Source organism: Nonomuraea sp. NPDC049141 (assembly GCF_040648415.1).
In the GTDB taxonomy this organism is placed as follows: Bacteria; Actinomycetota; Actinomycetes; order Streptosporangiales; family Streptosporangiaceae; genus Nonomuraea.
The window spans coordinates 17,738-41,224 of the sequence record NZ_JBEZDR010000002.1 but is presented as its reverse complement, the minus strand read 5'-3'; the positions used below and the strand labels follow the sequence as shown (position 1 = coordinate 41,224).

At 68.3% G+C, this 23,487-nt stretch carries 20 protein-coding genes and 1 pseudogene; 12 read left to right on the top strand and 9 right to left on the bottom strand.

Features of this window, described 5'->3' with window-relative positions; genetic code table 11:
* The first annotated feature begins 9 nt into the window (after nt 1-9).
* Nucleotides 10-1,158, top strand: coding sequence for an acetyl-CoA C-acetyltransferase (locus AB0B91_RS05070; protein WP_358315833.1), 1,149 nt, complete (start codon nt 10-12; stop codon nt 1,156-1,158).
* A 39-nt stretch (nt 1,159-1,197) separates the two neighbouring features.
* Here AB0B91_RS05070 and AB0B91_RS05065 read toward each other — a convergent pair whose 3' ends face one another.
* Entirely contained in the window at nt 1,198-1,893 is a 696-nt protein-coding gene (locus AB0B91_RS05065; RefSeq protein WP_358315829.1) for an alpha/beta fold hydrolase, read from the bottom strand.
* A gap of 133 nt (nt 1,894-2,026) precedes the next feature.
* Here AB0B91_RS05065 and AB0B91_RS05060 point away from each other — a divergent pair, with 133 nt between their 5' ends.
* The 7 genes from AB0B91_RS05060 (at nt 2,027) to AB0B91_RS05030 (ending at nt 9,335) form a co-directional block, all read left to right on the top strand.
* Entirely contained in the window at nt 2,027-3,868 is a 1,842-nt protein-coding gene (locus AB0B91_RS05060; protein WP_358315826.1) for a CocE/NonD family hydrolase, read from the top strand.
* Between the two features lie 236 nt (nt 3,869-4,104).
* Entirely contained in the window at nt 4,105-4,671 is a 567-nt protein-coding gene (locus AB0B91_RS05055; protein WP_358315823.1) for a TetR/AcrR family transcriptional regulator, read from the top strand.
* A 159-nt stretch (nt 4,672-4,830) separates the two neighbouring features.
* Nucleotides 4,831-6,012 (top strand): ABC transporter substrate-binding protein, encoded by a 1,182-nt coding sequence (locus tag AB0B91_RS05050; RefSeq protein ID WP_358315820.1) that lies wholly within the window; start codon nt 4,831-4,833, stop codon nt 6,010-6,012.
* A gap of 39 nt (nt 6,013-6,051) precedes the next feature.
* A complete protein-coding gene (locus AB0B91_RS05045; protein WP_358315817.1) occupies nt 6,052-6,420 on the top strand; it encodes a nuclear transport factor 2 family protein in 369 nt (122 codons plus the stop codon).
* Nucleotides 6,421-6,432: 12 nt separating this feature from the next.
* Complete coding sequence (locus AB0B91_RS05040) at nt 6,433-6,753, top strand: EthD family reductase (protein ID WP_358315815.1); 321 nt, start codon at nt 6,433-6,435, stop codon at nt 6,751-6,753.
* A 27-nt stretch (nt 6,754-6,780) separates the two neighbouring features.
* Nucleotides 6,781-8,298, top strand: a complete 1,518-nt coding sequence (locus AB0B91_RS05035; RefSeq protein WP_358315812.1) for a class I adenylate-forming enzyme family protein — start codon at nt 6,781-6,783, stop codon at nt 8,296-8,298.
* Complete coding sequence (locus AB0B91_RS05030) at nt 8,295-9,335, top strand: MBL fold metallo-hydrolase (RefSeq protein ID WP_358315810.1); 1,041 nt, start codon at nt 8,295-8,297, stop codon at nt 9,333-9,335. Before AB0B91_RS05035 ends, AB0B91_RS05030 begins: the two co-directional genes overlap by 4 nt.
* A gap of 32 nt (nt 9,336-9,367) precedes the next feature.
* Here the strand turns inward: AB0B91_RS05030 and AB0B91_RS05025 are convergent, their stop codons facing one another.
* From AB0B91_RS05025 to AB0B91_RS05005, 5 genes are all read right to left on the bottom strand, one after another.
* Nucleotides 9,368-10,126: an SDR family NAD(P)-dependent oxidoreductase gene (locus AB0B91_RS05025; protein ID WP_358315806.1), complete on the bottom strand. Its 759-nt coding sequence runs from the start codon at nt 10,124-10,126 to the stop codon at nt 9,368-9,370.
* A 78-nt stretch (nt 10,127-10,204) separates the two neighbouring features.
* Nucleotides 10,205-11,002 (bottom strand): SDR family NAD(P)-dependent oxidoreductase, encoded by a 798-nt coding sequence (locus AB0B91_RS05020; RefSeq protein ID WP_358315803.1) that lies wholly within the window; start codon nt 11,000-11,002, stop codon nt 10,205-10,207.
* Between the two features lie 29 nt (nt 11,003-11,031).
* Nucleotides 11,032-11,415: a hypothetical protein gene (locus AB0B91_RS05015; RefSeq protein ID WP_358315799.1), complete on the bottom strand. Its 384-nt coding sequence runs from the start codon at nt 11,413-11,415 to the stop codon at nt 11,032-11,034.
* Nucleotides 11,416-11,483: 68 nt separating this feature from the next.
* Nucleotides 11,484-12,821: an FAD-binding protein gene (locus AB0B91_RS05010; RefSeq protein WP_358315795.1), complete on the bottom strand. Its 1,338-nt coding sequence runs from the start codon at nt 12,819-12,821 to the stop codon at nt 11,484-11,486.
* Between the two features lie 119 nt (nt 12,822-12,940).
* Nucleotides 12,941-13,510, bottom strand: a complete 570-nt coding sequence (locus AB0B91_RS05005) for a TetR/AcrR family transcriptional regulator (protein WP_358315794.1) — start codon at nt 13,508-13,510, stop codon at nt 12,941-12,943.
* A gap of 101 nt (nt 13,511-13,611) precedes the next feature.
* On the opposite strand from AB0B91_RS05005, the gene AB0B91_RS05000 reads away from it, so the two are divergent.
* The 4 genes and pseudogenes from AB0B91_RS05000 to AB0B91_RS04985 form a co-directional block, all read left to right on the top strand.
* The gene (locus AB0B91_RS05000) at nt 13,612-14,805 is read left to right on the top strand and encodes an acyl-CoA dehydrogenase family protein (protein ID WP_358315791.1); all 1,194 of its coding nucleotides are present in this window, start codon (nt 13,612-13,614) and stop codon (nt 14,803-14,805) included.
* On the top strand, nt 14,802-15,842 hold the full coding sequence (locus tag AB0B91_RS04995) for a phosphotransferase family protein (protein WP_358315788.1): 1,041 nt from the start codon (nt 14,802-14,804) through the stop codon (nt 15,840-15,842). Before AB0B91_RS05000 ends, AB0B91_RS04995 begins: the two co-directional genes overlap by 4 nt.
* A 153-nt stretch (nt 15,843-15,995) precedes the next feature.
* Complete coding sequence (locus AB0B91_RS04990) at nt 15,996-17,036, top strand: NAD(P)-dependent alcohol dehydrogenase (protein ID WP_358315785.1); 1,041 nt, start codon at nt 15,996-15,998, stop codon at nt 17,034-17,036.
* Nucleotides 17,037-17,186: 150 nt separating this feature from the next.
* Nucleotides 17,187-17,627, top strand: a pseudogene (locus tag AB0B91_RS04985) (substrate-binding domain-containing protein); the annotation flags it as partial.
* Between the two features lie 105 nt (nt 17,628-17,732).
* Here the strand turns inward: AB0B91_RS04985 and AB0B91_RS04980 are convergent.
* The 3 genes from AB0B91_RS04980 to AB0B91_RS04970 all read right to left on the bottom strand — a co-directional run bounded on the left by AB0B91_RS04980 (nt 17,733) and on the right by AB0B91_RS04970 (nt 23,410).
* The gene (locus AB0B91_RS04980; protein ID WP_358315781.1) at nt 17,733-19,205 is read right to left on the bottom strand and encodes a non-reducing end alpha-L-arabinofuranosidase family hydrolase; all 1,473 of its coding nucleotides are present in this window, start codon (nt 19,203-19,205) and stop codon (nt 17,733-17,735) included.
* 148 nt (nt 19,206-19,353) lie between these two features.
* On the bottom strand, nt 19,354-21,945 hold the full coding sequence (locus AB0B91_RS04975; RefSeq protein ID WP_358315778.1) for an endo-1,4-beta-xylanase: 2,592 nt from the start codon (nt 21,943-21,945) through the stop codon (nt 19,354-19,356).
* Between the two features lie 658 nt (nt 21,946-22,603).
* Nucleotides 22,604-23,410 (bottom strand): DUF2637 domain-containing protein, encoded by an 807-nt coding sequence (locus tag AB0B91_RS04970; RefSeq protein WP_358315776.1) that lies wholly within the window; start codon nt 23,408-23,410, stop codon nt 22,604-22,606.
* Between the last annotated feature and the right edge of the window lie 77 nt (nt 23,411-23,487).

Here is a 23,487-nt window from a genome sequence, read left to right as displayed (position 1 = left end):
GAGAAAACTGTGGCCGAAGCCTTCATCGTCGATGCCGTCCGTACCCCAGTCGGCCGCCGCAAGGGAGCGCTCAGCCAGGTCCACCCCGCCGACCTGGGCGCCCATGTCCTGCGTTCGCTCGTCACCCGCACCGGGATCGACCCCGGGGCCGTCGATGACGTCTACTTCGGCTGCGTCAGCCAGATCGGGGCGCAGACGGGGAACATCGCCCGTACGTCATGGCTGGCCGCGGGGCTTCCCCAGCACGTGCCCGGCACGACCATCGACCGGCAGTGCGGCTCGTCGCAGCAGGCCGTCCACTTCGCCGCCCAAGCGGTCATGTCCGGCACCGCCGACCTCGTCGTCGCGGGCGGCGTCGAGGTCATGAGCCTGGTGCCCATCATGAGCCCGGCCATCGTGGGCGAACGCGAGGGCATGGGGATGCCGTACGACGGGGAGGGCTGGCGGACCCACTTCGGCGAGGAGGAGGTGTCGCAGTTCCGCGGCGCCGAACTGATCGCGCGGAAGTGGGATGTCTCGCGGGAGGACATGGAGCGGTTCGCCATGAACAGTCACCGGCGCGCGGTCACCGCCTGGGCGGACGGGGTCTTCGCCGACGAGGTGGTGCCGGCGTTCGGCCTGGAGGCCGACGAGGGACCGCGGGCCGACACCACTCTGGAGAAGATGGCGGGGCTCAGGACGCTCAGCGAGGGCGGCCGGCTGACCGCCGCGGTGTCCAGCCAGATCTCGGACGGCGCCGCCGCACTGCTTGTCGCCTCGCAGGACGCGGTGCGCCGCCACGGGCTCACGCCGCTGGCCCGGGTCCACAGCATGGCCGTGGTGGGCTCGGACCCGATCTACATGCTCACCGGACCCATCCCGGCCACCGAGAAGATTCTCGACCGCGCCGGGCTGTCCATCGACGCCATGGACCTGATCGAGATCAACGAGGCGTTCGCCTCGGTGGTGCTGGCCTGGCAGAAGGAGACCAGCGCGTCCCCCGAACGGACCAACGCGTTCGGGGGAGCGATCGCGCTCGGCCATCCGCTGGGCGCCACAGGAGCGCGACTGATGACGACCCTGGTGCACCAGCTTCGCCGAACCGGCGGACGGTACGGCCTGCAGACGATGTGCGAAGGGGGCGGGATGGCGAACGCCACAATCGTCGAGCGGGTATGAGAGCCGGCCCGCTGGAATCGCGGCGGGCCGACCCGGTGATCAGCCGTGAATGGTATTGAGGATGGCGGCGAGCTTTCCGGGCGCGCTGATCATCGCCAGGTGGCCGGTGTCGAGATCGATGACGTCCGGCCGGAGCAGTGCGATGGATCGCTGCTGGAGCTCCTCGACGTAACACAGGTCCCGCGTGAGGTGCAGGTACGTCCGCGGGATCTCGCGCCGGTATCCGCTCAGGTCCACGGTCTCGCTCAGCAGGGCGGCCGAGTCGTCGATCAGCCGATCCAGCGTGGACACGGTGGTCGCCTCGTCCATGTCCTCGCACAGGATCGCGGCGGCGCCCTCGCGGGTCTGGTGGTAGACGCCGCCGGCGATGGACTGCTCGACCAGATCCCGTACGCCGGGGTCGATCTGGTCGAGCACCCGGGATCCGTCGGGAGGAACCACGGCCGAGACGAGAACGACGTGCCGAATCCGGTCCGGTATGAGGTCCAGGACACGCGGCACCGTGACTCCCGCGAAGGAGTGACCGACCAGCACCACGTCCCGCAGATCCTTGGCTTCGACATCCTCTCGGACCGCGTCGGCGCAGTCCGCGAGGGTGACCGTGTCGAGCCCGACTCCGGCCCTCGTCCCGCGGCCGGGAAGGTCGACCGCCAGCGCCTGAGCGTTCAGGTGGGGGATCAGCTCGTCCCAGCAGTTCGCGCCGAAGCCGGCGCCGTGGATGAGAACGAACGGCATGGGTGGCCTCCTCATTCGGAATGTCGGTGAACCTTAACTGAATTCAATTTCGCTGTATAGGTCTCGTGCCCATGCCGTTCTCGTTGCTAGCTTAAGTGAGTTCAGTTCGGGAAAGACTGATCGAGGATGGTGCATGATGGGCGCTTCGTGGCGTCGACGAGTGTGCTCCGCTCTACTCACAGGCCTGCTCACCACGGGAATGCTCGCCGGGGGCTGGGCACCCGCGCGGGCCGATCGCCAAGCGCCGACTCCATGGCCGGGCGGGCGATGGGAGCCAGGACCGGCCCGCTACGGAACGACGATCCTGTCGAACGTCCCGGTGCGGATGGACGACGGTGTGACGCTCACGGCCACAGTGGCCTACCCGACCGATCCGGCCACCGGCCGGCGTGCCGCCGGCCGGTTTCCAGTGATCTTGCAACAGACGCCGTACACGGATGACGTCAATTCCTTCTTCGTCCCGTACGGCTACATCTTCGCGACCGTTCGATCGCGAGGCAGCGGCACGTCGGGCGGCGAGTTCGGGTACGTGTCGGCACGGGATCACCGAGACGGTGTGCGGACCGTCGACTGGGCGGCCCACGAACTGGACGGCTCCAACGGCATCGTCGGTGGATATGGCTGCTCCTATGCCGGAGAGACCCAGCTCTACACGGCCGCCAACGTCGGCCGCGGCTCGCCCCTCAAAGCGATCATTCCCACGTGTACCGCGCAGGACTACCTCCGGGAGACCTTCCTGGTGAACGGGATCCTGACCGGAGACTTCCCGTTCCTGCGCCGCGCGGCCGCCTCCGTGGGCGACACACCCTCGGCGAAAGCCTTCTTCGCCGATCTGGTCGCGAACATCGAGAGCGGTGGTGACGCCGCCTACAGCCGGGACTTCTGGCGGGCCCGCCAGCCCATCACCTTCGCCCAGAGCATCGTGGACAACGACATCCCCGCCCTGCTCTGGAGCGGATGGGACGACGTCGTCATCCGGGGCGCAACCGAGTTCTACACGGCGCTGCAGAACGCCTACCACGACCGCCCCGTCCAGGCCGCGATGGATCCCAGGCAGCCGACCACCGGTCGCTACCAGATCATCGTCGGCCCGTGGGGACACGGTCAGGGCCTCGACAACACCATCATGCTCGAGTGGTACGACACATGGCTGAAGCGCAAGAACACCGGCATCGAGCGGACCGACACCCCGATGCACCTGTACGAGCTACGCACGGACCGCTGGATCAACGCGGCGCGCTACCCGATCGTCCCGGACTACACCACCTACTATCTCCACGCGAACGGAGCGCTCAAGTCGTCCCGGCCGTCAAGGGGCAGTGACGCGATCGCGTGGGCCCAGCCGAGCGTGGCGGGCAGCACGCTCACGTACTCGACGCCTCCCCTCGCGGACGGCGCCACCCTGGCGGGACCCGTCAGCGCGGCCGTGTACGCGAGTTCCAGCAACACCAACCTCCAACTGATCGCCACCCTCGCCGACGTCGCGCCCGACGGGACGGCGGCGCCCATCACGTTCGGGGCGGTCCTCGGCAGTCAGCGTGCCCTGGATCCCGCCAAGAACTGGCGCGACCGAAACGGGACGATCATCCGCCCCTTCAACCGGCTGACCGGTGACGACTACCTCACGCCCGGTGTGGTGACACGCTTCGACATCGCGCTCCACCCCCGTCTGTGGGCCGTGCTTCCGGGACATTCACTCCGCCTCACCCTCACGACCCAGACGCCCGATTCCGCCTGCACGGGCTTCAACATCCTTCCGTGTGCTCTCACCGCCCCCGCGCGGGCCAGCGTGGCCGGTGGTGCTTACCGGATCCAACGCGGCTCGGCGTGGCCGTCCTCCGTGAGCTTGCCGCTCCTGAGAGCCGGCTGCTTCCGGACGGCGGCCAGCGCGGTCACACCGACGAGCGGCGGCCTCTCTCAGCCCATGGACTGGTCCGCCAAAGGGCCCGGCAATCCCTGCAAGCGTGACAACTGACCAGACGCGCGCCGTCGGTTGCCGGCCTGCCGCGAGAACCCGAGCTCGACCTGGGCGGGCGCGTTCTTGTGAGTATGATGACCTGGAATGGGAGTAGAACCGAGTTCAAGTCAGCTCGACCATGGGGCTTTGGCCAGGTCGCGACGTTCTTCGGCGCAGATGTCAGGGGTGGGGTGATGAAGGCAGCGAAGATCACGGAGCCGGACGAAGGTCCCCGTTCCAAACGGGGGGCCATCTTGACGGCTGCGATCAAGAATTTCGGCAAGAACGGCTACGACGCCACCAAGTGGTCGGTGGTTGCCGATCAGGTAGGAATCGGGCAGACAGCCCTTTATCACTACTTCGAGTCGAAGGCCCACTGCCTGCTCACGATCATGCGGCTTGAGCTCCAGCGTTCGCTGGAGATGTTCGTGAAGGCGACCGACGACCAGCCGGACCCGATGGAGGCGTTGCGGGAAGCGGTGCGCTCGGCGTACGTGGTGTCCGACCGCGATGTGGCGCAGATGCGGATCTTGCAGAACAACCTGGCGATCCTCGCGGTGCCGCGTAGTTCGAAGAAGGAGGAGGCCGAGCGGCTCGCCGCTCGCGAGCTGGTCCATAGGATCGAGGACGCGTGGACCGAGCTGCTCCAGCGAGGGATGGACGAGGGCGCCTTCGTCCGCCGTGACGCGCACACGCTGGCCCTGAACATGCTCGGCATGATCGTGAGCGTCTGGCGATGGTATCGCCCCAGAGGTCCGGTGACTCTGTCCAACGTGAGCGAGCTGACCGAAGACTGCTGCGTGCGGATGGTCGCACCGTAGCCGATGGTCCGACGACCGGCATGGCCAGTGGGGAAGGCCGTGCCGGTCGCTCTGTGTCGGGATGAAAGCACCGCGTTTGGCTCATCAGGCTATTGCCCGAGTGTGAGCGCGGCGATAGAGTCCCGTAAACTGAACTGAACTCAGTTGTGGGAGTACGTCATGCGCCTCCATTCAACGCACCTTCTCACCACCTGCGTCGCGGCCCTCGTGCTCGCCACGGGCGCCTGCGGTGGTGGCTCCAACGCCGCGGACGACAAAGAAATCAAGATCGGTGCCTGGTACCCACTCACGGGCCCCGTGGCCGCCTCCGGCGTCCCGCAGCGCGCGGGCGCCGACGCCTACTTCAAGATGATCAACGACAAGGGCGGCATCAACGGGCGCAAGATCAACTGGATCGTCAAGGACAACGCCTTCGACCCCCAGCAGACCGTCCAGATCGCCCGGGAGCTGATCGGCCAGGACAAGGTCGTGGCCATCGTCGCCGCCAACGGCACCGCGCAGGGCGAGGCGAGCTTCCCCTTCGTCCTGCAGCAGTCGAAGATTCCGATTCTCAACGAGCTGGGCGGCGCCGCCAGCTGGTACACCCCGCCCCGTCCCGGCCTGTTCGGGGTCCAGACCCTCTACGAGGACCAGGCGGCGGCGCTGGCGGCCTGGGCGGCGGAGGACGGCGCGAAGAAGGTACTGGTCGTGCACAGCGACCCCGCCGCGTTCGTCAACGTGGCCAAGCAGGTCGGGCCCGTCCTGCAGAAGGTCAGTCCGGGCAGCAGCGCCGAGCTGTTGTCGGTGAAGTTCCAGTCCACCGACTGGAGTCCGACGATCACGCAGGTGAAGGCCAAGAAGCCCGACGCGGTGATCGTGATCCTCGCCTCGCCGGAGGCCGCGGCCTTCCTCAAGGAGGCCAAACTGCAGGGCCTGTCCGTGCCTGCCTACGGCTACGCGCCCACGGCGGCGGCCTCCACGCTCACCCTCGCCGGTGACGCCGCAGAAGGCTTCAAGGCGGTGCAACTGGTCAAGGCGCCGAGCGACAGCGATCCGTCGGTCAAGGAGTTCCGCGACGCGATGGCCAAGTACGAGCCGAAGCAGGCCGCCGACTTCATCGCTCTCTGGGGGTGGGCCTCAGCCAAGGTCTTCGTCCAGATCGCGCAGACCGTACAAGGCCCGATCACCTCGCAGTCGCTTGTCCAGGCGTACGAGAAGGCGGGCAAGATCGATCCTGGTGTCGCGCCGGTCATGAACTTCAGCGCCGCCAACCACCTCGGGACCCGCAGCGTGCAGAAGGTGGTCGTGAAGGGTGGCCAGTTCGTGGCGGAAGGCGACTTCTTCACACCCCCAGACCGGTGACACCGGCTCACCTGCTTTCCTTGATGCTGAGGAGGATCGATGATCATGGTGTTGCGAGAGTACATGGCCTGCATGGACAGCCAGAACCCGGAGAAGGCGCTCGAGTGCGTGGAGCCGGACTTCCGGTTCCTGCTCGCTCTCCCCGGCGGTCAGGTGAGCGGACAATCCAAGGAGGACTTCGCCCGGTACATCTCCGGCCGCAACGCGGTCGAGCGGGTACACAAGGTCCTCCGCTCGGCGGTCGACGGGAACCTCGAGATGGTCTACGGGGTGGTCGTCGAGTCGGGTAAGCCCACCGGAACGTTCCACTCCGCGGCCGTCGTGTCGGCCAACGGGAAGATGCTCCGCTACCAGTCCTTTTTCACGACCTCGTTCGAGCTGCTGGACTGGCCGGCCGCTGATCAGTAGAGGAGAGACCTCATGTACAACCTCGTACTGCTGGCCGCGCGGCCGCCGGAGTGGACCCACGAGCAGTTCATCGCATGGTGGCGGGTCGAGCACGCGGAGCTCACCTATCGGCTGCCGGGGCTGCGGGCGTGGCGGCACACCGAGATAGACGCGGCGTTCGACACCCGTTCCGAGGGCTGGGACGGGGTGTCGGTGCTCAGCTTCGACAGCGCGGAAGACCTCCGGAAAGCGCTGGACAGCCCCGAGTGGGCTGCGGCGGTCGCCCAGGTCGGCGACATGAGGGGCCGCCGACTCGCCGTGATGGGAACCGAGAAGGAAATGTTCACGGGCTGACCAGCGTGAGTGATGCGAGGAAAGCGTATGCGACAGGTAGTGAGTGAGTTCCGGCGGCGGGCCGAGGAGTCGGATTCCGTGGCCGTCATCGACGATTCGGGTAGTCACACCGCACGCGAGCTGCTCACTCATGCGGCCGAGCTCGCTGACGCCGTGACCGGCCCGGGTGGTGCCGGGACCGTGCTGGTGCAGGCCGACAACTCGTGGCGGACTGTCGCGGCGAGCCTTGCCGTGGGGATGAGCGGCGGCGTGCTGGCGGTGGTCAACCGGCACACGACCGACGCCGAGTTCGCCGCGGCCTTCGAGGACATCCGGCCCGACGCCGTGGTCGCCGAACCCTCCGCCCTTGAGGAGTGGGCCGTGCCCGCCCTGATGGCCGGCGCGGGCCGGCACGAGGTGCTGGACGGCTGGGCGGCCTGGTCAAGCGATGGGCCACGGGACGTCTCGCGGTGGTCCGGAGGTTCGCTGATCGGGCTGACCTCCGGGTCGACGGGACGGCCCAAGGGGGTGGTGCAGTCCGAGGACGCCTTGCGGTACGCCTGCTCGCACACCATCGCCATCAACGGCCTGCGCCACGGGGACGCGATTGCCGCGATCGTGCCGCTGTCGTCCACCGCGGCGTACTGTTTCGGGGTCTTCCTGGCCCTGTCGCTGGGCGGTCCGCTGGTCCTGTGGCGCAGGTGGGACCCCGCCGTGGTACTGGCTCGGATGGCCGAGACGCGGGTGCGGTGGACCATGTGCGTGCCGACCATGTCGCTCCAACTGGGCGCCGCCGCTTCCGGGTCGCGGGCGCTCCAGGGCGTACGTTCGATCACCGTCGGTGGCGGTCCGATGGACGTGGCGGCCATGACCCGGGCCGAGGAGTCGCTGGGCACCAGGATCCTGCGGGTGTTCGGGATGTCGGAGTGCCTGGGTCACACCTCGCCGTCGCCGGAGGAGCCGGTGGAGATCCGGCTCGGCCGTGACGGCCGTCCGTTTCCCGGCACCGAGCTTCGGGTGGTCGGCCAGGATGGCCGTGAGGTACGGCGGGGTGAGGTCGGCCGGGCCCAGGTGCGCGGGCCGTCGCTGTTCCTCGGGTATGCGCATGAGGGCAGGCTGGACCCTCCGGAGGTGACCGCGGACGGGTTCTTCCCGACCGGTGATCTCATGATGACCAACGAGGACGGGACCGTCAGCGTCATGGGCCGGGAGAAAGATGTGATCATCCGCGGCGGCCGTAACATCGACGTCACCGAGGTGGAACGCGCCGTCGCGTCTCATCCGGATGTCTCGCAGGCCTGTGTGGTGCCGGTCCCCGACGAGATTCTCGGTGAACGGGTGGCCGCGCTGGTGACCTCCGCTGACAGAGGCGGGATCGGGCTCGATGAGATCAGCCGGCACCTGCAGGAGGTGGGGCTCTCCAAAGCGAAGTGGCCCGAGTTCGTGTTCGCCGTCGACGAGCTGCCGCAGACCACGGTCGGCAAGATCTCCCGAGCCGGCGCCCGTGACCTCGCCTGTGACCTGCTCGCGGGCCTGGCCGGCCAGGCCCGCGAGGCGGAGAAGTGACGGCACCTGCCCGGGGGGGCCAGTGGGTCGAGTCCGGAGCCGAGCTGATCCAGTCCGGAGTGCACCGCGTTCCGCTGCCGCTTCCGGGTGACGGGCTGCGTGCCGTCAACGTCTACCTGCTCGAAGAGGACGACGGCATTGTCATGATCGACGGCGGCTGGGCGTTGCCCCACTCCCGCCGGGCCCTCGAGGAGGCCATGGCATCGGTGGGGTACGACCTGGGTCAGATCACGAAGATCTTCGTCACCCACATCCATCGCGATCACTACACACAGGCCGTGGCGCTGCGCCGGCTGCTGGGGTCGCGAGTGTACCTCGGTGCCGGCGAGCGGCAGGGCCTGGAGCTGTTGGGCGAGGTGCGCAGTGACGTGCCGGTCACCTCGCTGCGAGTGCTCCGCCGTGGCGGCGCCGGCGACCTCGCCGACCGGCTGTCGGGCGTTGACCACGGTGGTTTCACCGCGAGCGACTGGGAAGCGCCGGACGGCTGGCTCAGCGCCGGGGTTCTCAAGCTCGGCCGGCGGGCTCTCCATGTCATCCCCACGCCCGGCCACACCAAGGGGCACGTGGTTTACCTGGACGAAGCGGGGGGTCTGCTGTTCGCTGGTGACCACGTCCTGCCGCACATCACGCCGTCCATCGGCTTCGAGCTCGGCGAGTCCGAGCGCCCCCTGGCCGACTACCTCGATTCGCTGCGGCTGATGACCCGCTTCGCCGACGCGCGGCTGCTGCCCGCGCACGGCCCGGTCACCGAGAGCGCCCATGCGCGCGTCGCCGAGTTGCTGGCCCATCATGACGTACGGCTGGCGCAGGCACTACGGGCTCTCGGCACGCGGACCCTCGACGGGTACGCGGTCGCGCGGCAGCTGACCTGGACCCGGCGAGAGGTGCCGTTCGCCGGCCTGGACGACTTCAATCAGATGCTCGCGGTCAATGAGACGGTCGCCCACCTCGACGTCCTCGTCGCGCGCGGACAGGTGACAGTGGAGCTCGACGGCGAGGTGGGCAGGTACACGCGGGTGGACGGCGGCGCGGAGTGATCGGCGTCCGGTCCGCGCCGCCATAGCCGGCCTCAGCGGGCGGTGTAGCCGCCGTCGACGTACAACTCGGAACCAGTGATGAAGCTCGCCTCGTCGGAGGCCAGGAAGAGCGCGGCGTTGGCGACTTCGTCAGTGCTGCCCAACCGGCCCATCGGGGTGTTGTCGACCATCAGGTCGAGCCGGGGCGTCCCCCGCCAGAGCTTGCGTGACAACGGGGTCTCGATGAATCCCGGGTGCAGCGAGTTGACCCTGACCCCCCGCGTCGCCCAATAGAGCGCCGCGTTCTTCGTCATCAGTCGGACCGCGCCCTTGGCGGCGTGGTAGGAGAACTGCCCACCGAATCCGCCAACCGTGCCGAAGATCGACGAGACGTTGACGATCGAGCCCCCACCGGAGCGCTCGATCACCGGGCCGACGTGCTTCATCCCCAGCCAGACCCCGCGCTGGGTCACCGCGACGACCGCTTCCCAGGTCTCCAGCGTCTCCGTCTCCACGTTCGTCATCTTGGCGATGCCGGCGTTGTTGACCAGTACGGCGATGCCGCCGAACCGCCCGTCCACCTCGTTCACCACCGCCTCCCAGGCCTGCTCGTCGGTGACGTCGAGGCCCATGCCAAGGGCGCGTCCACCCGCCGCCGTGACCTTCTCGGCGGCCTCTTCACAGCGTCCCGCGTCCACGTCGGTGATCACGACCGCCGCGCCCTCCTCGGCGAACCGGCGGATGACTGCCTCGCCGATTCCGCCGGTCGCGCCGGTGACCAGGGCTACGCGTCCGGACAGTCGAGCTTTCACGGCAATCTCCTTTTCCGACCGGCCATCGACGGGCCGGCCGCCATGCGTTGGTGGACTTCAAAACTGGGTCAGGGGGTCTCAGACCGTGAATCGCCCGCCGTTGCTCAGCAGCACGGCACCCACCACGTTCGAGGCGCCAGGAGAGGCGAGGTACAGGATGTTGTCCGCAAGCTCTTCCGGGGAGGCATACCCCACCGGTCCCGATGCTTCCAACGCCTGCCTGACGGCCGTGGGAGTTCGGGCCGCCATGGGGGTGTCCACGGGACCCGGCGCGACGACGTTGACCCGTACGCCGAACGCCGCCGCCTCTTTGGCCACCGACTGCGCGAGCGCGTGTACGCCCGCCTTGGACGCCGCGTAGTGGGCGTAGCCCGTCAGCGTGTCGAAGGCCGCCGACGATCCGACCATGACCACGGCGCCGCGACCCGCCGGGATCATCGCGCGCACCGCGGCACGCAGGACGTGGAACGACCCGTCGAGGTTGATCGCCATGACCCGGCGCCACTGTTCGTCCTCGAGATGCCGGAACACGTCGAGGGGCTCCCCTGACTGCTGGGCGGCCAGGATCCGCTTCTTGGCGCGCGGGTCGTCGACTCCCGCGGTGTTCACCACCACATCGAGCCGGCCGTGTGCCTCGACGATCCGTTCGACCTGCGCTTCGACAGCGGCGGCGACGGTGACGTCCAGGGCGGCCGGGCGGCCGGTTTTGGTCGTCGCGGCCACCGTACGCGCTCCGACCTCGTTGACGTCGGCCACATAGATCGCGGCGCATTGCTCGCGATCGAGCTGCCGGACGACTGCGGCGCCGATTCCGGAGCCGCCTCCGGTGACCAGAGCGATCGTCCCCGCGAATCGGCCGTTGGTGGTTCCGGTCATGCCGTCGGTTCCCTTCGCTCGCTGGTCGCTCACTGCTCGCTCAGGGGAAAGGCGATCTCAGGAGTCCGGCAGATCAGCAGTCGGCGGCACTTGCCGGACGCGGGATCCACGAGCGCGCTCACGTTGAACGACGCCTCGAACCGGCCGTCCCGCGTCACCAGCCCGAACCCCAACTCCACGTCGCCGACGGCCGTGGCCCGGACCAGGTGATGAACGAGCGTGTTCTTCTCGCGTTGCTGGAGGTAGCCGACCAGGCCCGCACGGTCGCCGCAGAACTCGGCGGTCTGGGCGTCTCCCTTGGAGAACACCACTGACATCTGGAAGTCATCGGTGATCTTCTTGAGCACACGTTCCGGTTCGTCGGAGTCCATCGTGGCGAACCACGCGTCGAGCAGGGGCGTTTCGGTGGCCATGGGTGGCTCCTTATCGATGACCGTAGGGTGAATTCCGCGCGCGGAAGCAAGGTCCTCTACCGGGAATCTCACGTCGCCGCCGCCTTCAGGGCGGTGTCGGCCGCGGTGAGCCCGAAGACGAGAGCTGCGGCGATACCGCCGGCGTAGGCGCGGTGCCACAAGCCGCCGACGTCAGACCCCGCCGCGAGGAGTCCGCCGAGCGGTTCGCCGTCCCCGCGCAGGACGCGGGCGTGGTCGTCGACGCGCAGGCCGTGGAACGGAAAGGTGATGGCCGGCACCGTCTCGATGACGTAGTACGGCGCTTCGTCGAGCGGGAGGCGGTCCAGCTCCCGGCCGGGCCGCAGCTCCAGCCCTGCCGAAGCGCGCTCGTTGAACGCCTCGACGCCGTCGCGAACGGCCTTGCCCCGGTAGCCCCATTCCTCGGGCAGGAAGGCCAGCTCGTCCAGGTCCTCGGCGACTCCGACGCGGCCTCCTCGCTTGCTCGCCAGGGCGAACTTGTCGACGGCGACGGCTCCCTCGACGTAGGAGCCGAGGACCCAGTCGCGGAACACCCGGGCGTCGGCGACGAGGAGACCGCGACTGCCGGGCTGCTCCAGCAACGCCATGGTCGTGAGGTGGTCGCCCTTCGTCTCATCCACGAACCGCTCGTTGTCCAGGTTGAACAGGAGGGCGTGCTCGCTGTAGTAGAGCGAGAGGTCCACGAAATCCGACGGATCGGCGAAGGACAGGCCGCTGGGGATGAGGTGGCCGTAGAAGCCGGCGTCCTCATGACCGGTGGCCGCGCCGACCTGGGTGGCCAGACGGTAGCCGCCGCCGCGGCTGTGGGGATTCGAGCGCAACTCCATGCGGTCGGCGTGCGGGTGTACATGAGCGGTTCGGAGTCCGAGGTCGCCCTGGAAACCGCCGGTCGCGATGAGCGTCGAGCGGGCCTGGACCTCCCTCGACGTGCCGTCGGCTGACCTCAGTCGCGCTCCGACCACGACCCCGTGCTCCGCCACCAGGTGTTCGGTGTCGGTGTTGAGCAGCAGCTCGCCGCCGCCCTGAAGGATGAGCCGACGGCAGGTGTCGACGTAGTGGTTGGTGTCGAACCGGTGTCCGCGGCCGAAGCTGAGGACGCGTTGCGCGTCCTTGGCCTCGACGCCGATGGAGCGGATCCACGCGATGCCGTCGGCGAACCGGTCCACCAGGGCGCGCTTCAGCGAGACGTCTCCGTGGGGATTGTGCTTCTCCATGACGTCGTGGCTCGGGGCAGTCCAGGCGTATCCGGCGAAGCGGGCGGACCCGCCGACGTCTTCGCTGATCTCGACGATCACCACGGACAGTCCATCGCGTGCCGCGCGGGCACCGGCGGTCAGCCCTGCCATGCCCGCACCGATGATCAGCAGATCGGTCTTCTCTGCGCTCACGCGGCTCTCCTCTGCCCGGATCGGCTGGTCGGCGGGGGTGGTTGCCATCCGCGTGCCACGATAGACCAAACTCAATTCAATTCAAGTCTTGACCCTTGTCGTAGTCGCCAGAGAGCTGATCAGCATCCAGAGCCCACGATGCGGAGCGCGAACTCGCTGTACTGCCACACGACGGCGTCCTCGCTGTGCTCGCCGTCATCGCGGTACCAGGCCGCCAATCCCATGCCGAGGTCGAGGATCGCGTAGGACGCGAGCCGCTCCGAGGTCACGGAGAACGCTCCCGCGGCGATCCCCGCTCGTACGAGATCGCGAAAGCAGGTCTCGTACTCGGCGCGCAGGTCGAGCACGCGGCCGCGATGAGGCTCGACAAGACTGCGGATCTCCCGGTTCCCGACGAACGCTTCACGCCGGTGCCGGGCGTGATAGCGGACGTGGGCCTCGCTCGCCCGCCGCAGGCGCTCGACGGGGTCGGTCGTGGTCGCGACCGCCGCACGGTGGGCGGCGAGCAGCTCCCGCATCGTCACGGCCATAATCTCGGCGAGCAGATCCTGCTTGGAGTTGACGTGCTTGTACAGGCTGGGCGCGCGCATCCCCACCATGGCACCGATGTCGGCCATCGTGGTCGCTTCGTACCCCTTGTCGGCGAACAACTCCAGCGCTACCGCACGGATGTGATCGAGCCTGTCCACAGCGCCTCCCTTCGGCTAACACATCTTAGCCCCTTGGTCTTGCACAGCCATGGTTGCGCGCTACAGTTCGGCTAACGATGATTAGCCACATGGGAGGCTCCATGGCCGTCGACCTTGCCCCCGGTCCAGCTGTCGCCGATGTCGCCCGGCGTACCGCGACGTTCATCCGCGAGGTGGTGATGCCCGTTGAAGAGCGACATCGTGGCGTCGTACGGTCGGAGGACGTCCGCAGGCAGTTGCAGCAGGCCGCGAAGCAGGCCGGGATCTTCGCCCCGCACGTCGCGCGGGAGTACGGCGGGCTCGGGCTGGACATGCTCGGCCGGGCGGCGGTGTTCGAGGAGGCCGGCTACTCCCTCCTGGGACCGCTCGCACTCAACATCGCGGCGCCGGACGAAGGCAACATGCACATGCTTGAGGCCATCGCCACCGGCGAGCAGAAGGAACGCTACCTGCGGCCTCTCGCCGCGGGCGAGGTCCGCTCCTGCTTCGCGATGACCGAGCCGGCCCCCGGCGCGGGCTCGGATCCGAGCGCACTCTCCACCTGTGCCACGCGAGTGGACGAGGGGTGGCGCATCGACGGCCGCAAGTGGTTCATCACCGGCGCGGACGGTGCGGGTTTCGCGATCTGCATGGCGAGAACCTCAGGGCGGCAGGGCGAAGCGGGTGGCGCGACGATGTTCCTCGTCGATGCCGGCAACCCCGGCATGAAGACGGTCCGGCACATCGACACTCTCGACGAGAGCCTGTACGGGGGGCACGTCGAGCTGGCCTTCGACAACTGCGTGGTCGGCGACGACGCGGTGCTCGGTCAGGTCGACCAGGGTTTCCGCCACGCCCAGGTCAGACTGGGTCCCGCCCGCATGACGCATTGCATGCGCTGGCTGGGCATCGCACGGCGGGCGCAGGACATCGCCGTGGCGCGGGCGGCGGAGCGGCGGCTGTTCGGGTCGCGGCTGGGCGAGCTCGGCATGGTCCAGCAGATGATCGCCGACAACGAGATCGACATCGCCGCGTCCCGTGGCCTCATCCTGCGGGCGTGCTGGGAACTCGACCGGAAGGAATCCGCGTCACAGTCCACCGCGATCGCCAAGACCTTCTGCGCGGAGGCGATCTGGCGCGTCGTCGATCGTGCCGTGCAGATCTGCGGCGCTCTCGGCATCTCCGGCGACGTCCTGTTGAGCCGTTACCTGCGGGAGGTCCGCCCGTTCAGGATCTATGACGGACCGTCCGAGACCCACCGCTGGGCCATCGCCAGGCGGGTGCTGCGCCGGCATGACGCGGAGGCGGCACAATGACCGGCACGGCCCCGTCCGTGGTCGACGGCCTGGATCTTCCAGCGCTCGAACGGTTCTTCGCCGAGCGCGTGCCCGGGTTCACCGGCCACCTCACCGCCGAGTTACTCCAAGGGGGCCGGTCGAACCTGACGTACCTGCTCATGGACGGGCGGCACAAGTGGGTGCTGCGCCGTCCACCACTGGGCGGGCTCACCCCGTCGGCGCACGACATGGGCCGCGAGTTCCAGGTCGTGGCAGCCCTCGCCGGCAGCCGGGTTCCGGTCGCCGGCGCGGTCGTCCTGGCCGGGGCGGAGGTGCTGGGCGTTCCCTTCTCGGTGGTCGAGCACGTCGAGGGGGTCGTGCTCCGGACCACGGACCACCTGCTCGCGCTGTCCGACGAGGACCTCGCCCGCTGCTCGTACGGATTGATCGATGTGCTGGCCGAGTTGCACGCGGTCGACCCCGCCGCGGTCGGGCTGGCGGCTTTCGGCCGTCCTGAGGGCTACCTGGCCAGGCAGGTGGGGCGCTGGCACGACCAGTGGCAACGGGTGCGGACCCGCCCCCTGGCCGACATCGAGCGGCTGCACGCGCGGCTGGCCGAGCGGTGTCCTCATGAGAGTGGCGCCTCGATCGTGCATGGCGACTATCGCATCGACAATGCCATCCTCGCCCGGAACGATCCCGCCGAGGTTCGCGCGGTGGTGGACTGGGAGATGGCCACGCTCGGCGATCCGCTGGCCGACCTGGGATTGCACCTCGTCTACTCGGATCCGGCGTTCGCTCCCGTCCTCGGCGGCTCGGCCGCCTCCACCAGTGAACGCTTGCCTACGCCCGCCGAACTCGCGCAGCGCTACGCCGCGGTCAGTGGTCGCGACCTCGGCCGGCTCGACTTCTATCTCGGGCTCGGCTACTTCAAGATCGCCGTGATCGCGGAAGGCATCCATGCCCGCTTCCAGCAGGGCATGACGCGGGGATCCGGGTTCGAATCGGCCGGCCAGGCGGTCGCGCCGCTGGCCGCCGCCGGCCTCCGCGCCCTGGAGCAGCCCGCCTCTCACTAGGAACGATCAGCCGCCGGTTCGCCTACCTCGACCCCCTGGAAGTACAGGTTTGGTGAACTGACTTCAGTTTACTAGCATGGGAGGCATGCTGATGTCGATCATCGGCGGCCGAGCGGTGGCCGCACTTCACACCACGGCGAGCCGGATGGCGCGGTGAGAGCGCTCAGGCTTCCGGGCTGGGGCACTCCGGCGGTCCTCACCGACGTCGAGCGGCCGACCCCCCGAGACGGCGAAGTCCTGCTACGAGTGGAGGCCGCAGGTCTGTGCCACTCCGACCTGCACGTCCTCGACGCGGGTCCGGCGGGCATGCCCTTTCCGGCACCGTTCACCCTCGGCCATGAGATCGCCGGTCGTATCGCGGCCGTGGGCCCGGCCGTCACCGACGTCGCCCTCGGCGATCCCGTCGCGGTCTACGGCCCATGGGGCTGCGGTGAGTGCCCGCGCTGTCGGGCCGGTAAGGACAACTACTGCGACCGCCGGGCGGAACTGCCGTGGGCTGGAGCCGGACTCGGCCGCGACGGCGGGATGGCCGAGTACGTCCTCGTGCCATCGGCCCGCCACCTCGAGCCGATCGGCGAGTTGGACCCCCTGCAGGCAGCGCCGATGACGGATGCCGCCCTGACGCCCTACCACGCCATCCAGCGATGCAGGCCGGCGCTGGGCGAGGGGTCGACGGTCGCCGTCATCGGCGTCGGCGGCCTGGGACACCTGGCCATCCAGATGCTCCGCGCGATGACACCGAGCCGGGTATTCGCCGTCGACGTGCGCGACGAGGCCCTGAGTCTCGCCGACAGATGCGGAGCCCACCTGAGCACCGGCATCTCAGGAGACACGAGCCGGGTCCTGAGGACCGCGAGCGGCGGTCACGGCGTCGACGTCGTGCTCGACTTCGTGGGCACCGACTCGACGCTTGACCTGTCCGCCGGGAGTCTCCGCGCCGACGGGGAGCTCATGGTGGTCGGCAGCGGAGGTGGACGGCTGAGCGTCCGGAAACCAGGCCCGCTCCCCCAGGGCGCCCGGATCTCACTACCGTTCTGGGGCACCCGCCCCGAGCTCACCGAGGTGATCGCGCTCGGCCGTTCCGGCGCGCTCCATGTCGAGGTCGAACAGTTCCCGCTCTCCGCTGCCCTTGAGGCGCTGGACCGGCTACGTAGCGGACGGCTGAAGGGACGAGCCGTAATCATGCCCGATTGACGCGCTCAACGTCGGCTCTGAGGCGGAGACACACTCCTGCCGCCCGGCACCGCTGACCAGCAGCACGACCTCGACACCACGACCACCGGTGCGGCCTGCCCAGGCTGCTCAAGGCGTGGCCGAGCCCGGCGCCTGCCAGCCGGGATCGGGGTGATCGCGGTGTTCTCCAGCCTGGATGAGGCCGAGCGAGAGCAACTCGCCCGACGCCAGATCCCCCTCGTCCTCCTGGATCCGGCCGACAACCCCGGCAAGGGAATCCCGTCGGTGAGCGCGGGCAACTGGAGCGGCGGGCTGGCGGCCACGCGTCACCTGCTGGAGCTGGGGCACCGCCGGATCGGCATCATCACCGGCCCCGACTATGCGCTGCCCGACCCGCCTACAGCCATCTTCGCGACGAACGACGGCCAGGCCATCGGCGTCTGCCACGCGGCCCGGCGACTCGGCCTGCGCATCCCGGACGATCTGAGCGTGGTCGGTTTCGACGATCTGCCGTCCGTGCAATGGGCCATTCCGCCGCTCACCACCGTTCGCCAGCCGCTCACCGCCATGGCCGCCGCGGCCACCACCATGTTGCTGACGCTCGCCCGTGGTGAGCCCTTGGTCCAGAACCGCATTGAACTCGCCACCGAACTCATCGTCCGCGAGAGCACCGCCGCTCCCACCCACCGCGGTGGGTGGGAGCGGGCGGCATCGCCACTAGCGCTGCAGTGTCAGCAGCCCTGGACGGTAGGGCAGGAGGCCGTAGTCGCCGCCGGAGCTGGGGCTACGTCCCTGGTAGAGCAACTGCAGGCTGCAGGGATCGACGGTCATGGTCTGGTCGGCGCTGGCGCGGACCAGTTCGCCGTGGCTGATGTCGTTGGTCCAGGTGGCGCCGCTGTTGGCCTTGCCCGCGAAGGGGTTGCTCTCAGTGGCGGCCTGCGGTGTCCATGAACCGTTCAGACTCGTGGCGGTGAACGAGCGGAAGTAGCGGCCCTGCGAGCCGATCGCCTCGACGAGCATGAGGTATCGGTTCTGGCCCTGGAGTTTGTAGACCTGGACGGCTTCGAACAGGTTGTTCGTCGAGTCGCTCATGATCACCGTCGATGTCGAGCCGAAACTGCCCGGGAAGTTCCCGATGGGCATACTGGCCCGGTAGATCTTGCCGTTGTCCCCGGCGAAGAACAGGTACATGTTCGTGCTGTCACCGATGAGGGTCTGGTCGATGGGTCCGGTGCCGGAGCCGGAGATGCTTCCGGAGAAGAGCACCTGCTGCGATGACCAGCCGTTCGGGTTGGTGGGGTCGCTGGAGGTCCTGTAGGAGAAGGCGGTCCCGCCCCACTGGTAGGCGAGCACCCAGATGTTCTTCGGGGCGAAGTAGAAGAGCGTGGGCGCGACAGTGCCGGAAGACATCGTGTTCTGGCCGGCCGAGGCCATGTCGGACCAGTTGGTGAAGAGGCCGAAGTTCATCGAACCCCATCTCGTCCCCGTGTCGTGCGTCGTCGCGTAGACGAGGTGCTTGCCGTTGTAGGGGGCGACGGTGAAGTCCTTGAGCGAGACCCAGCCCGACTTCGGGGTCGCCAGCGAGCCCGTCGATGTCCAGCGGTACGTCGAGGGAAGATCGCACGGGCCAGGGTTGCCGCCGCCGTCAACACGGACGAGCTGCCACTGCTGGTTGGTGCCGCCCCCGTCGTCGTACTGGACGATGTTCGCGCCGTCGGCGGTGGAGGCGCCCTGGACCTCCAGGGCCTTGCTGCTGTGGCGTGAGATGAACCGCACATAGCCGTCCGAGCTGTCGGCCAGCCGCCACTGCTGGTTGGTGCCGTTGCCGTCGGCCCATTGCACGATCGCGCCGCCGTTGGCGGTCGAGAAGTTGTAGACGTCGAGCACCTTGCCGGAGTGGCGGGACTTGATGCGGTAGTAGCCGCCGCCGGAGTCGACGAACTGCCACTGCTGCTGGTTCTGGTTGTTCCTGGTCCACTGGGTGATGCGGCCGCCGTCGGCGGTGGACAGGTTGTAGACGTCCAGGGCCTTGCCGCTGTTGCGGTTGACCAGCACGTACCAGGCGTTCGTGTCCACGGTCGCCGCGGAGGCGGGGGGTGTGGCGAAGGTGAGCAGAGTGGTGCTCAGTAAGGTCGCCAGAACGGCGGCCAGTAACGTGCGCAGGCGATTGCGTCTGCCGATGGTCGGCATTGTTTCTCCTTCGATCATCACAGGAACCGCCAGCGGCGGTCGTCGGATCCGTCGTCGTCGGCGAGCACGATCTGGGCGCCCGGGTAAGGGCGGCACGTGGTCTCCTTGTCCGGGTCAGCGGGTGCGGACGTGGCGCCGCGTCCGTGAGTCAGGGGGTGGCCAGCTCGAAGCGGTTCACGGTGACGGAACCGCCCAGGGCTTGGGTCGCGTGGTTGAAGATGCCGTAGCGGTAGCCCATGAAGAACTGCCAGGCGTTGTTGAGCGTGAACGCCGGGCCGAGCGGGGTGAAGGTCGTGCCGTTGGTGCTGTAGGAGAAGCGGGCTTGCCGGCCGGAGCCCGGTCGGACGTCGGCGTTGGCCCGGAGCCAGATCTTGCCGCCGCTGATGGCGGTGCCGGCTGCTTCGGCGCCGGTGCCGGTGGTGTTCCAGCTACTGTTCATGGTCAGGCCGTTGGTCATCACCACCCGGATGGCGCCGTTGTCGCGTTTGACGCCGATCCAGGCGGACGAGTCACGCAGCATGGCCAGCCCGGCCCGGTCGCCGTCGCGCATCGCGGAATAGTCGAGTTCGATGGTGGCGGTGGAGGTCGGCCCTTGGATGCGGTGGGTCAGCGTGTTGCGCGCCGCGTAGAGGTCGTTCGTGACGGTGGCGGTCTGCAGGCGCAGTCCGCTGCCCGACGACCAGCGGCTGTTGTCGGGGTTGTGGTTCCACTCCCACTGCGGGCCGAGCGCGCTCGTGGTGAAGGTGTCGGAGCCGATCATCGGTTTCACGGTCTTGGTGGTCTGGATGTTCGGCTTGGGATAGGAGGCCCCCCAGGCTCCGTTGACGGTCTGGACGGCGGGCCAGCCGTCGGAGCTCCAGGTGATCGGCGCGAGAGCGGGGACACGGCCACCGGGATAGGCGTCGACGAAGGCCATGTAGTACCAGTCGCCGTTCTGGGTCTGCACGAGGCCGCCCTGGTGGGGCACGCCGCCGCCGGAGATCGGGCCGGGCAGGTTGAGCAGGACCTGGCGCATCTCGTACGGGCCGAACGGGCTGCTGGAGCGCAGCACGTACTGGCCGTTGGCGGGACGGGTCAGCCAGATGTAGTAGTAGCCGCCCCGCTTGTAGAAGCGGGCGCCTTCCAGGGTGCCGACGTTGGAGGGAGTGCGGAACACCTGCTGGGTGCGGACCTGGCTGAGCCCGTCGGCCGACAACTGCGCGACGCTGATGGTCGTGTTGCCGTAGGCGACGTACATGGTGTCGTTGTCGTCGATCAGCATGCCGGCGTCGTAGTAGCAGTTGTTGATCTGCGACCGCTTGGTCCAGGTGCCGTCGACCGCGGAGGCGGTGTAGACGTAGGTGCGGTTGAACTCGACGCAGCCGAGCCAGTAATAAGTGCTGTTGCTCTTGCGGTAGTTGAGAGTGGAGGCCCAGATGCCCTTGACGTACGCGCGTCCGCCGTTGAGGTCGTAGGCGTTCGAGCCGAAGTCGAGTCTGGGCACCGAGTGGCCCGCGTACTCCCAGTTCACCAGGTCGTAGGAGCGCAGGATGGGCGCGCCCGGCGAGTAATGCATGGTGGAGGCCGAGTAGTAGTACGCGTCCCCGACCCGGATGATGTCGCCGTCGGCGAAGTCCTGCCAGACCACCGGGTTGGCGTAGGTGGTTGCGGAGTTGCCGGCGCCGTCGGCGGTGGAGGCGTCCCGCACCTCGACCGCCTTGCCGCTGGTGCGGTTGCCCCGCACGTACCAGGCGCTCGTGTCGGCCCCGCCCAGTGTGGAGCTGCCGGCGTTGAGCGCGTTGAGCGCGTTGAGGGTGGCGGTGTAGGCGGCCTTCTTGTTGCCGGAAGCGTCGAACAGCAGCGGATTCTGCCCAGTCCGCCAGGAGTCGCCGTCCCGGATGCCCCAGACCGTGATCCCGGTGCATCGGGAGACGGCCAGGCACGAGGTTGTCACGCTGGCATAGACGGCCGCCTGGTTCGCGCCCGAGATGTCCAGCTCGGTGATCTGCACGTCCACGCCAAGGCCAGCGAAACGCTGCAGGTTGGCCCGGTAGTCCGATGGCACCGAGTTCGTCAGGTGGGACTGGAAGCCGACACAGTCGATCGGTACGCCGCGCGCCTTGAAGTCGGCGACCATGTTGTAGATCGCGGTGCTCTTGGCGCTGATCCCGTCGGTGTTGTAGTCGTTGTAACACAGCTTGGCGGCCGGGTCCGCGGCGCGGGCGGTGCGGAAGGCCACCTCGATCCAGTCATTGCCGGTGCGCTGCAGATTGGAGTCACGCCGGGCTCCGCTGGTGCCGTCGGCGAACGCCTCGTTCACCACATCCCAAGAGCGGATCTTGCCACGGAAGTGGGTCGCGACCTGCGTGATGTGATTGGTCATCGCCGAGCGCAGCGAACTGCCGCTCAAGCCCCGCGCCCAGCCCGGCTGCTGGGAGTGCCACGCAAGGGTGTGCCCGCGCACCGCCATGCCGTTCCGCTGGGCGTGCTGGACGATGCGGTCGGCGTTGGTGTAGGTGAAGGTGCCCCGGGACGGCTCCGTGGCGTCCCACTTCATCTCGTTCTCCGGGGTGACGCTGTTGAACTCCCGGTTCAGGATCGTCACATACGTGCTGTCGCCGAGCTTGCCGGCCGCCACGGCGGCGCCGAAGTAGCGGCCCTTCTCCGCCGCCGACGCGCCCAGCGCCGTGGCCGCCAGGGCGGTGCTGCCGAAGGCCACCGACATCGCGCCGGCGATCAGTGCCACGACGAGCAGGGACACCGCTGCTCTCGGCCGTCGCGCGCGTGCTCGCTCCGCATGCCATGTTAGCGCTAACATAGCATCGATGGGCCGATCGCGGCGAGCGTGCCAAGACCACTCCGGATCAACGGGCGGGACCTGACCGGCATTAACGTTCGACCGGAAGGGCCTCCTGTGAGCGCTAACATTCATTGTTAAATGTCTTAACATTCGCTCTCACTTCCGTATAGAGCGGGTGTGCAAGGGCTTGCGCGGAGCTAACACAACGAACCGCCCGGCCGTCAAGAGCGCCCTTACCGCCCCCTGAGGTCCCACCCCTCCCCCACCTGGCATTACGCCATCCCGCTCACTGCCGCGCGTTGAAAGCTTCATTACCCCCCGCAGGATTGCAGGGGCTGGTCACGAGATCGAGGACTGAAAGTACTCTTATGATCGACCGCCAAAAACGCAGGTCGCGGCAATGGGGACGGTGAAACTATCCGGGCTCCAATGGCAGGAGTTTGAGTGCTTGGTAGAGCTGTTTTAGCCGGTCGGAGTCTCCTTGCTGTCTGCTGGTAGCGCGAGGACGCTCAGCACGACCTCGGAGCTGTACGCGATCTGACCAAGGGTTGATCGTCGCCTACGACCTGATCGCCAGGACAATGGACGAACGGTAGCGCTCGAGCCGGCCGGCAGAGCGCTATGCGGAACGGTCGTGGCCGTTGAGGGCTTCGCGGCGGTATTTGCGCCCGGTGGACTCGTGCACCCCGAGCGCACGGGCGAGCGCGGTCCCGGTCATTTTCGGATCCTGAGCAAGCAGGGCCGCCACCTGGGCTCGCCGGTCGCCGTCCTCCCTGGCCTCGCCCGTCGGCGCGTCTTGGCCGGCCTGTGTGGCCTCCAGTTCGGGCTCGGCGGACGCTGACCGGCGCTCGCCGGTTTCCCGCGCCAGCTCGCCTTGGTTGACCTGCGGCGTGGCGGGCATCGCCGGTCCCGGCTGCGGCTCCCGCGGCGCTTGGTGTGAGGCGACGCTCGGGTCTGCGGGCTCGGCGAGCGCTGCCTCCGACTGCCCCGAGTCGTGCACGCGATCGGCGATCTCGCGACCCGAGCGAACCACCCACATGATCAACTCGTAGGAGATCACCAAGGCGATCGCCGGCCACGCGGCCAGCGCCGCGGCCACGGGTCCCCGCTCGACCCCGTGCAAGATATTCGCTGCCAGCGTCGCGGCGACTCCCAGCGCCAGCGCCCAGCGGGCCAGTGCCGGCACAGCCAGGCGGTAGCGGGCACACCACAGCAGCACCATCGAGGAGGCGTAGATCATGCCGTCCACCGTCGCCGGGACCAGATGCGCCGACAACGCGTCCTCGGCGCCATACCTCTCGATCACCGCCACCGCATGCCAGTACGACACCCACGCGGCCACCGCCGCGACCGCCAGCACCACGACCGTCATCGACGCACGGATCAGCCGATCTCCGCCCCGAGGCACCTGCTTGACCGCATTCACTCCAGAAATGGTGCCATGTCCGATGCCTCACTTTGTTCCCATCAGTCACTTCTGTCTCAGACGGGCGATCCTCGATG

Bases quoted from the DNA above. Each gene is read 5' to 3' on its own strand.
- AB0B91_RS04980 (WP_358315781.1), bottom strand. From the start codon at position 19,205: ATGCCGACCATCGGCAGACGCAATCGCCTGCGCACGTTACTGGCCGCC.
- AB0B91_RS05040 (WP_358315815.1), top strand. From the start codon at position 6,433: ATGTACAACCTCGTACTGCTGGCCGCGCGGCCGCCGGAGTGGACCCAC.
- AB0B91_RS05000 (WP_358315791.1), top strand. From the start codon at position 13,612: ATGGCCGTCGACCTTGCCCCCGGTCCAGCTGTCGCCGATGTCGCCCGG.
- AB0B91_RS05020 (WP_358315803.1), bottom strand. From the start codon at position 11,002: ATGACCGGAACCACCAACGGCCGATTCGCGGGGACGATCGCTCTGGTC.
- AB0B91_RS05015 (WP_358315799.1), bottom strand. From the start codon at position 11,415: ATGGCCACCGAAACGCCCCTGCTCGACGCGTGGTTCGCCACGATGGAC.
- AB0B91_RS05060 (WP_358315826.1), top strand. From the start codon at position 2,027: ATGATGGGCGCTTCGTGGCGTCGACGAGTGTGCTCCGCTCTACTCACA.
- AB0B91_RS05050 (WP_358315820.1), top strand. From the start codon at position 4,831: ATGCGCCTCCATTCAACGCACCTTCTCACCACCTGCGTCGCGGCCCTC.
- AB0B91_RS05035 (WP_358315812.1), top strand. From the start codon at position 6,781: ATGCGACAGGTAGTGAGTGAGTTCCGGCGGCGGGCCGAGGAGTCGGAT.
- AB0B91_RS05045 (WP_358315817.1), top strand. From the start codon at position 6,052: ATGATCATGGTGTTGCGAGAGTACATGGCCTGCATGGACAGCCAGAAC.
- AB0B91_RS05065 (WP_358315829.1), bottom strand. From the start codon at position 1,893: ATGCCGTTCGTTCTCATCCACGGCGCCGGCTTCGGCGCGAACTGCTGG.
- AB0B91_RS04995 (WP_358315788.1), top strand. From the start codon at position 14,802: ATGACCGGCACGGCCCCGTCCGTGGTCGACGGCCTGGATCTTCCAGCG.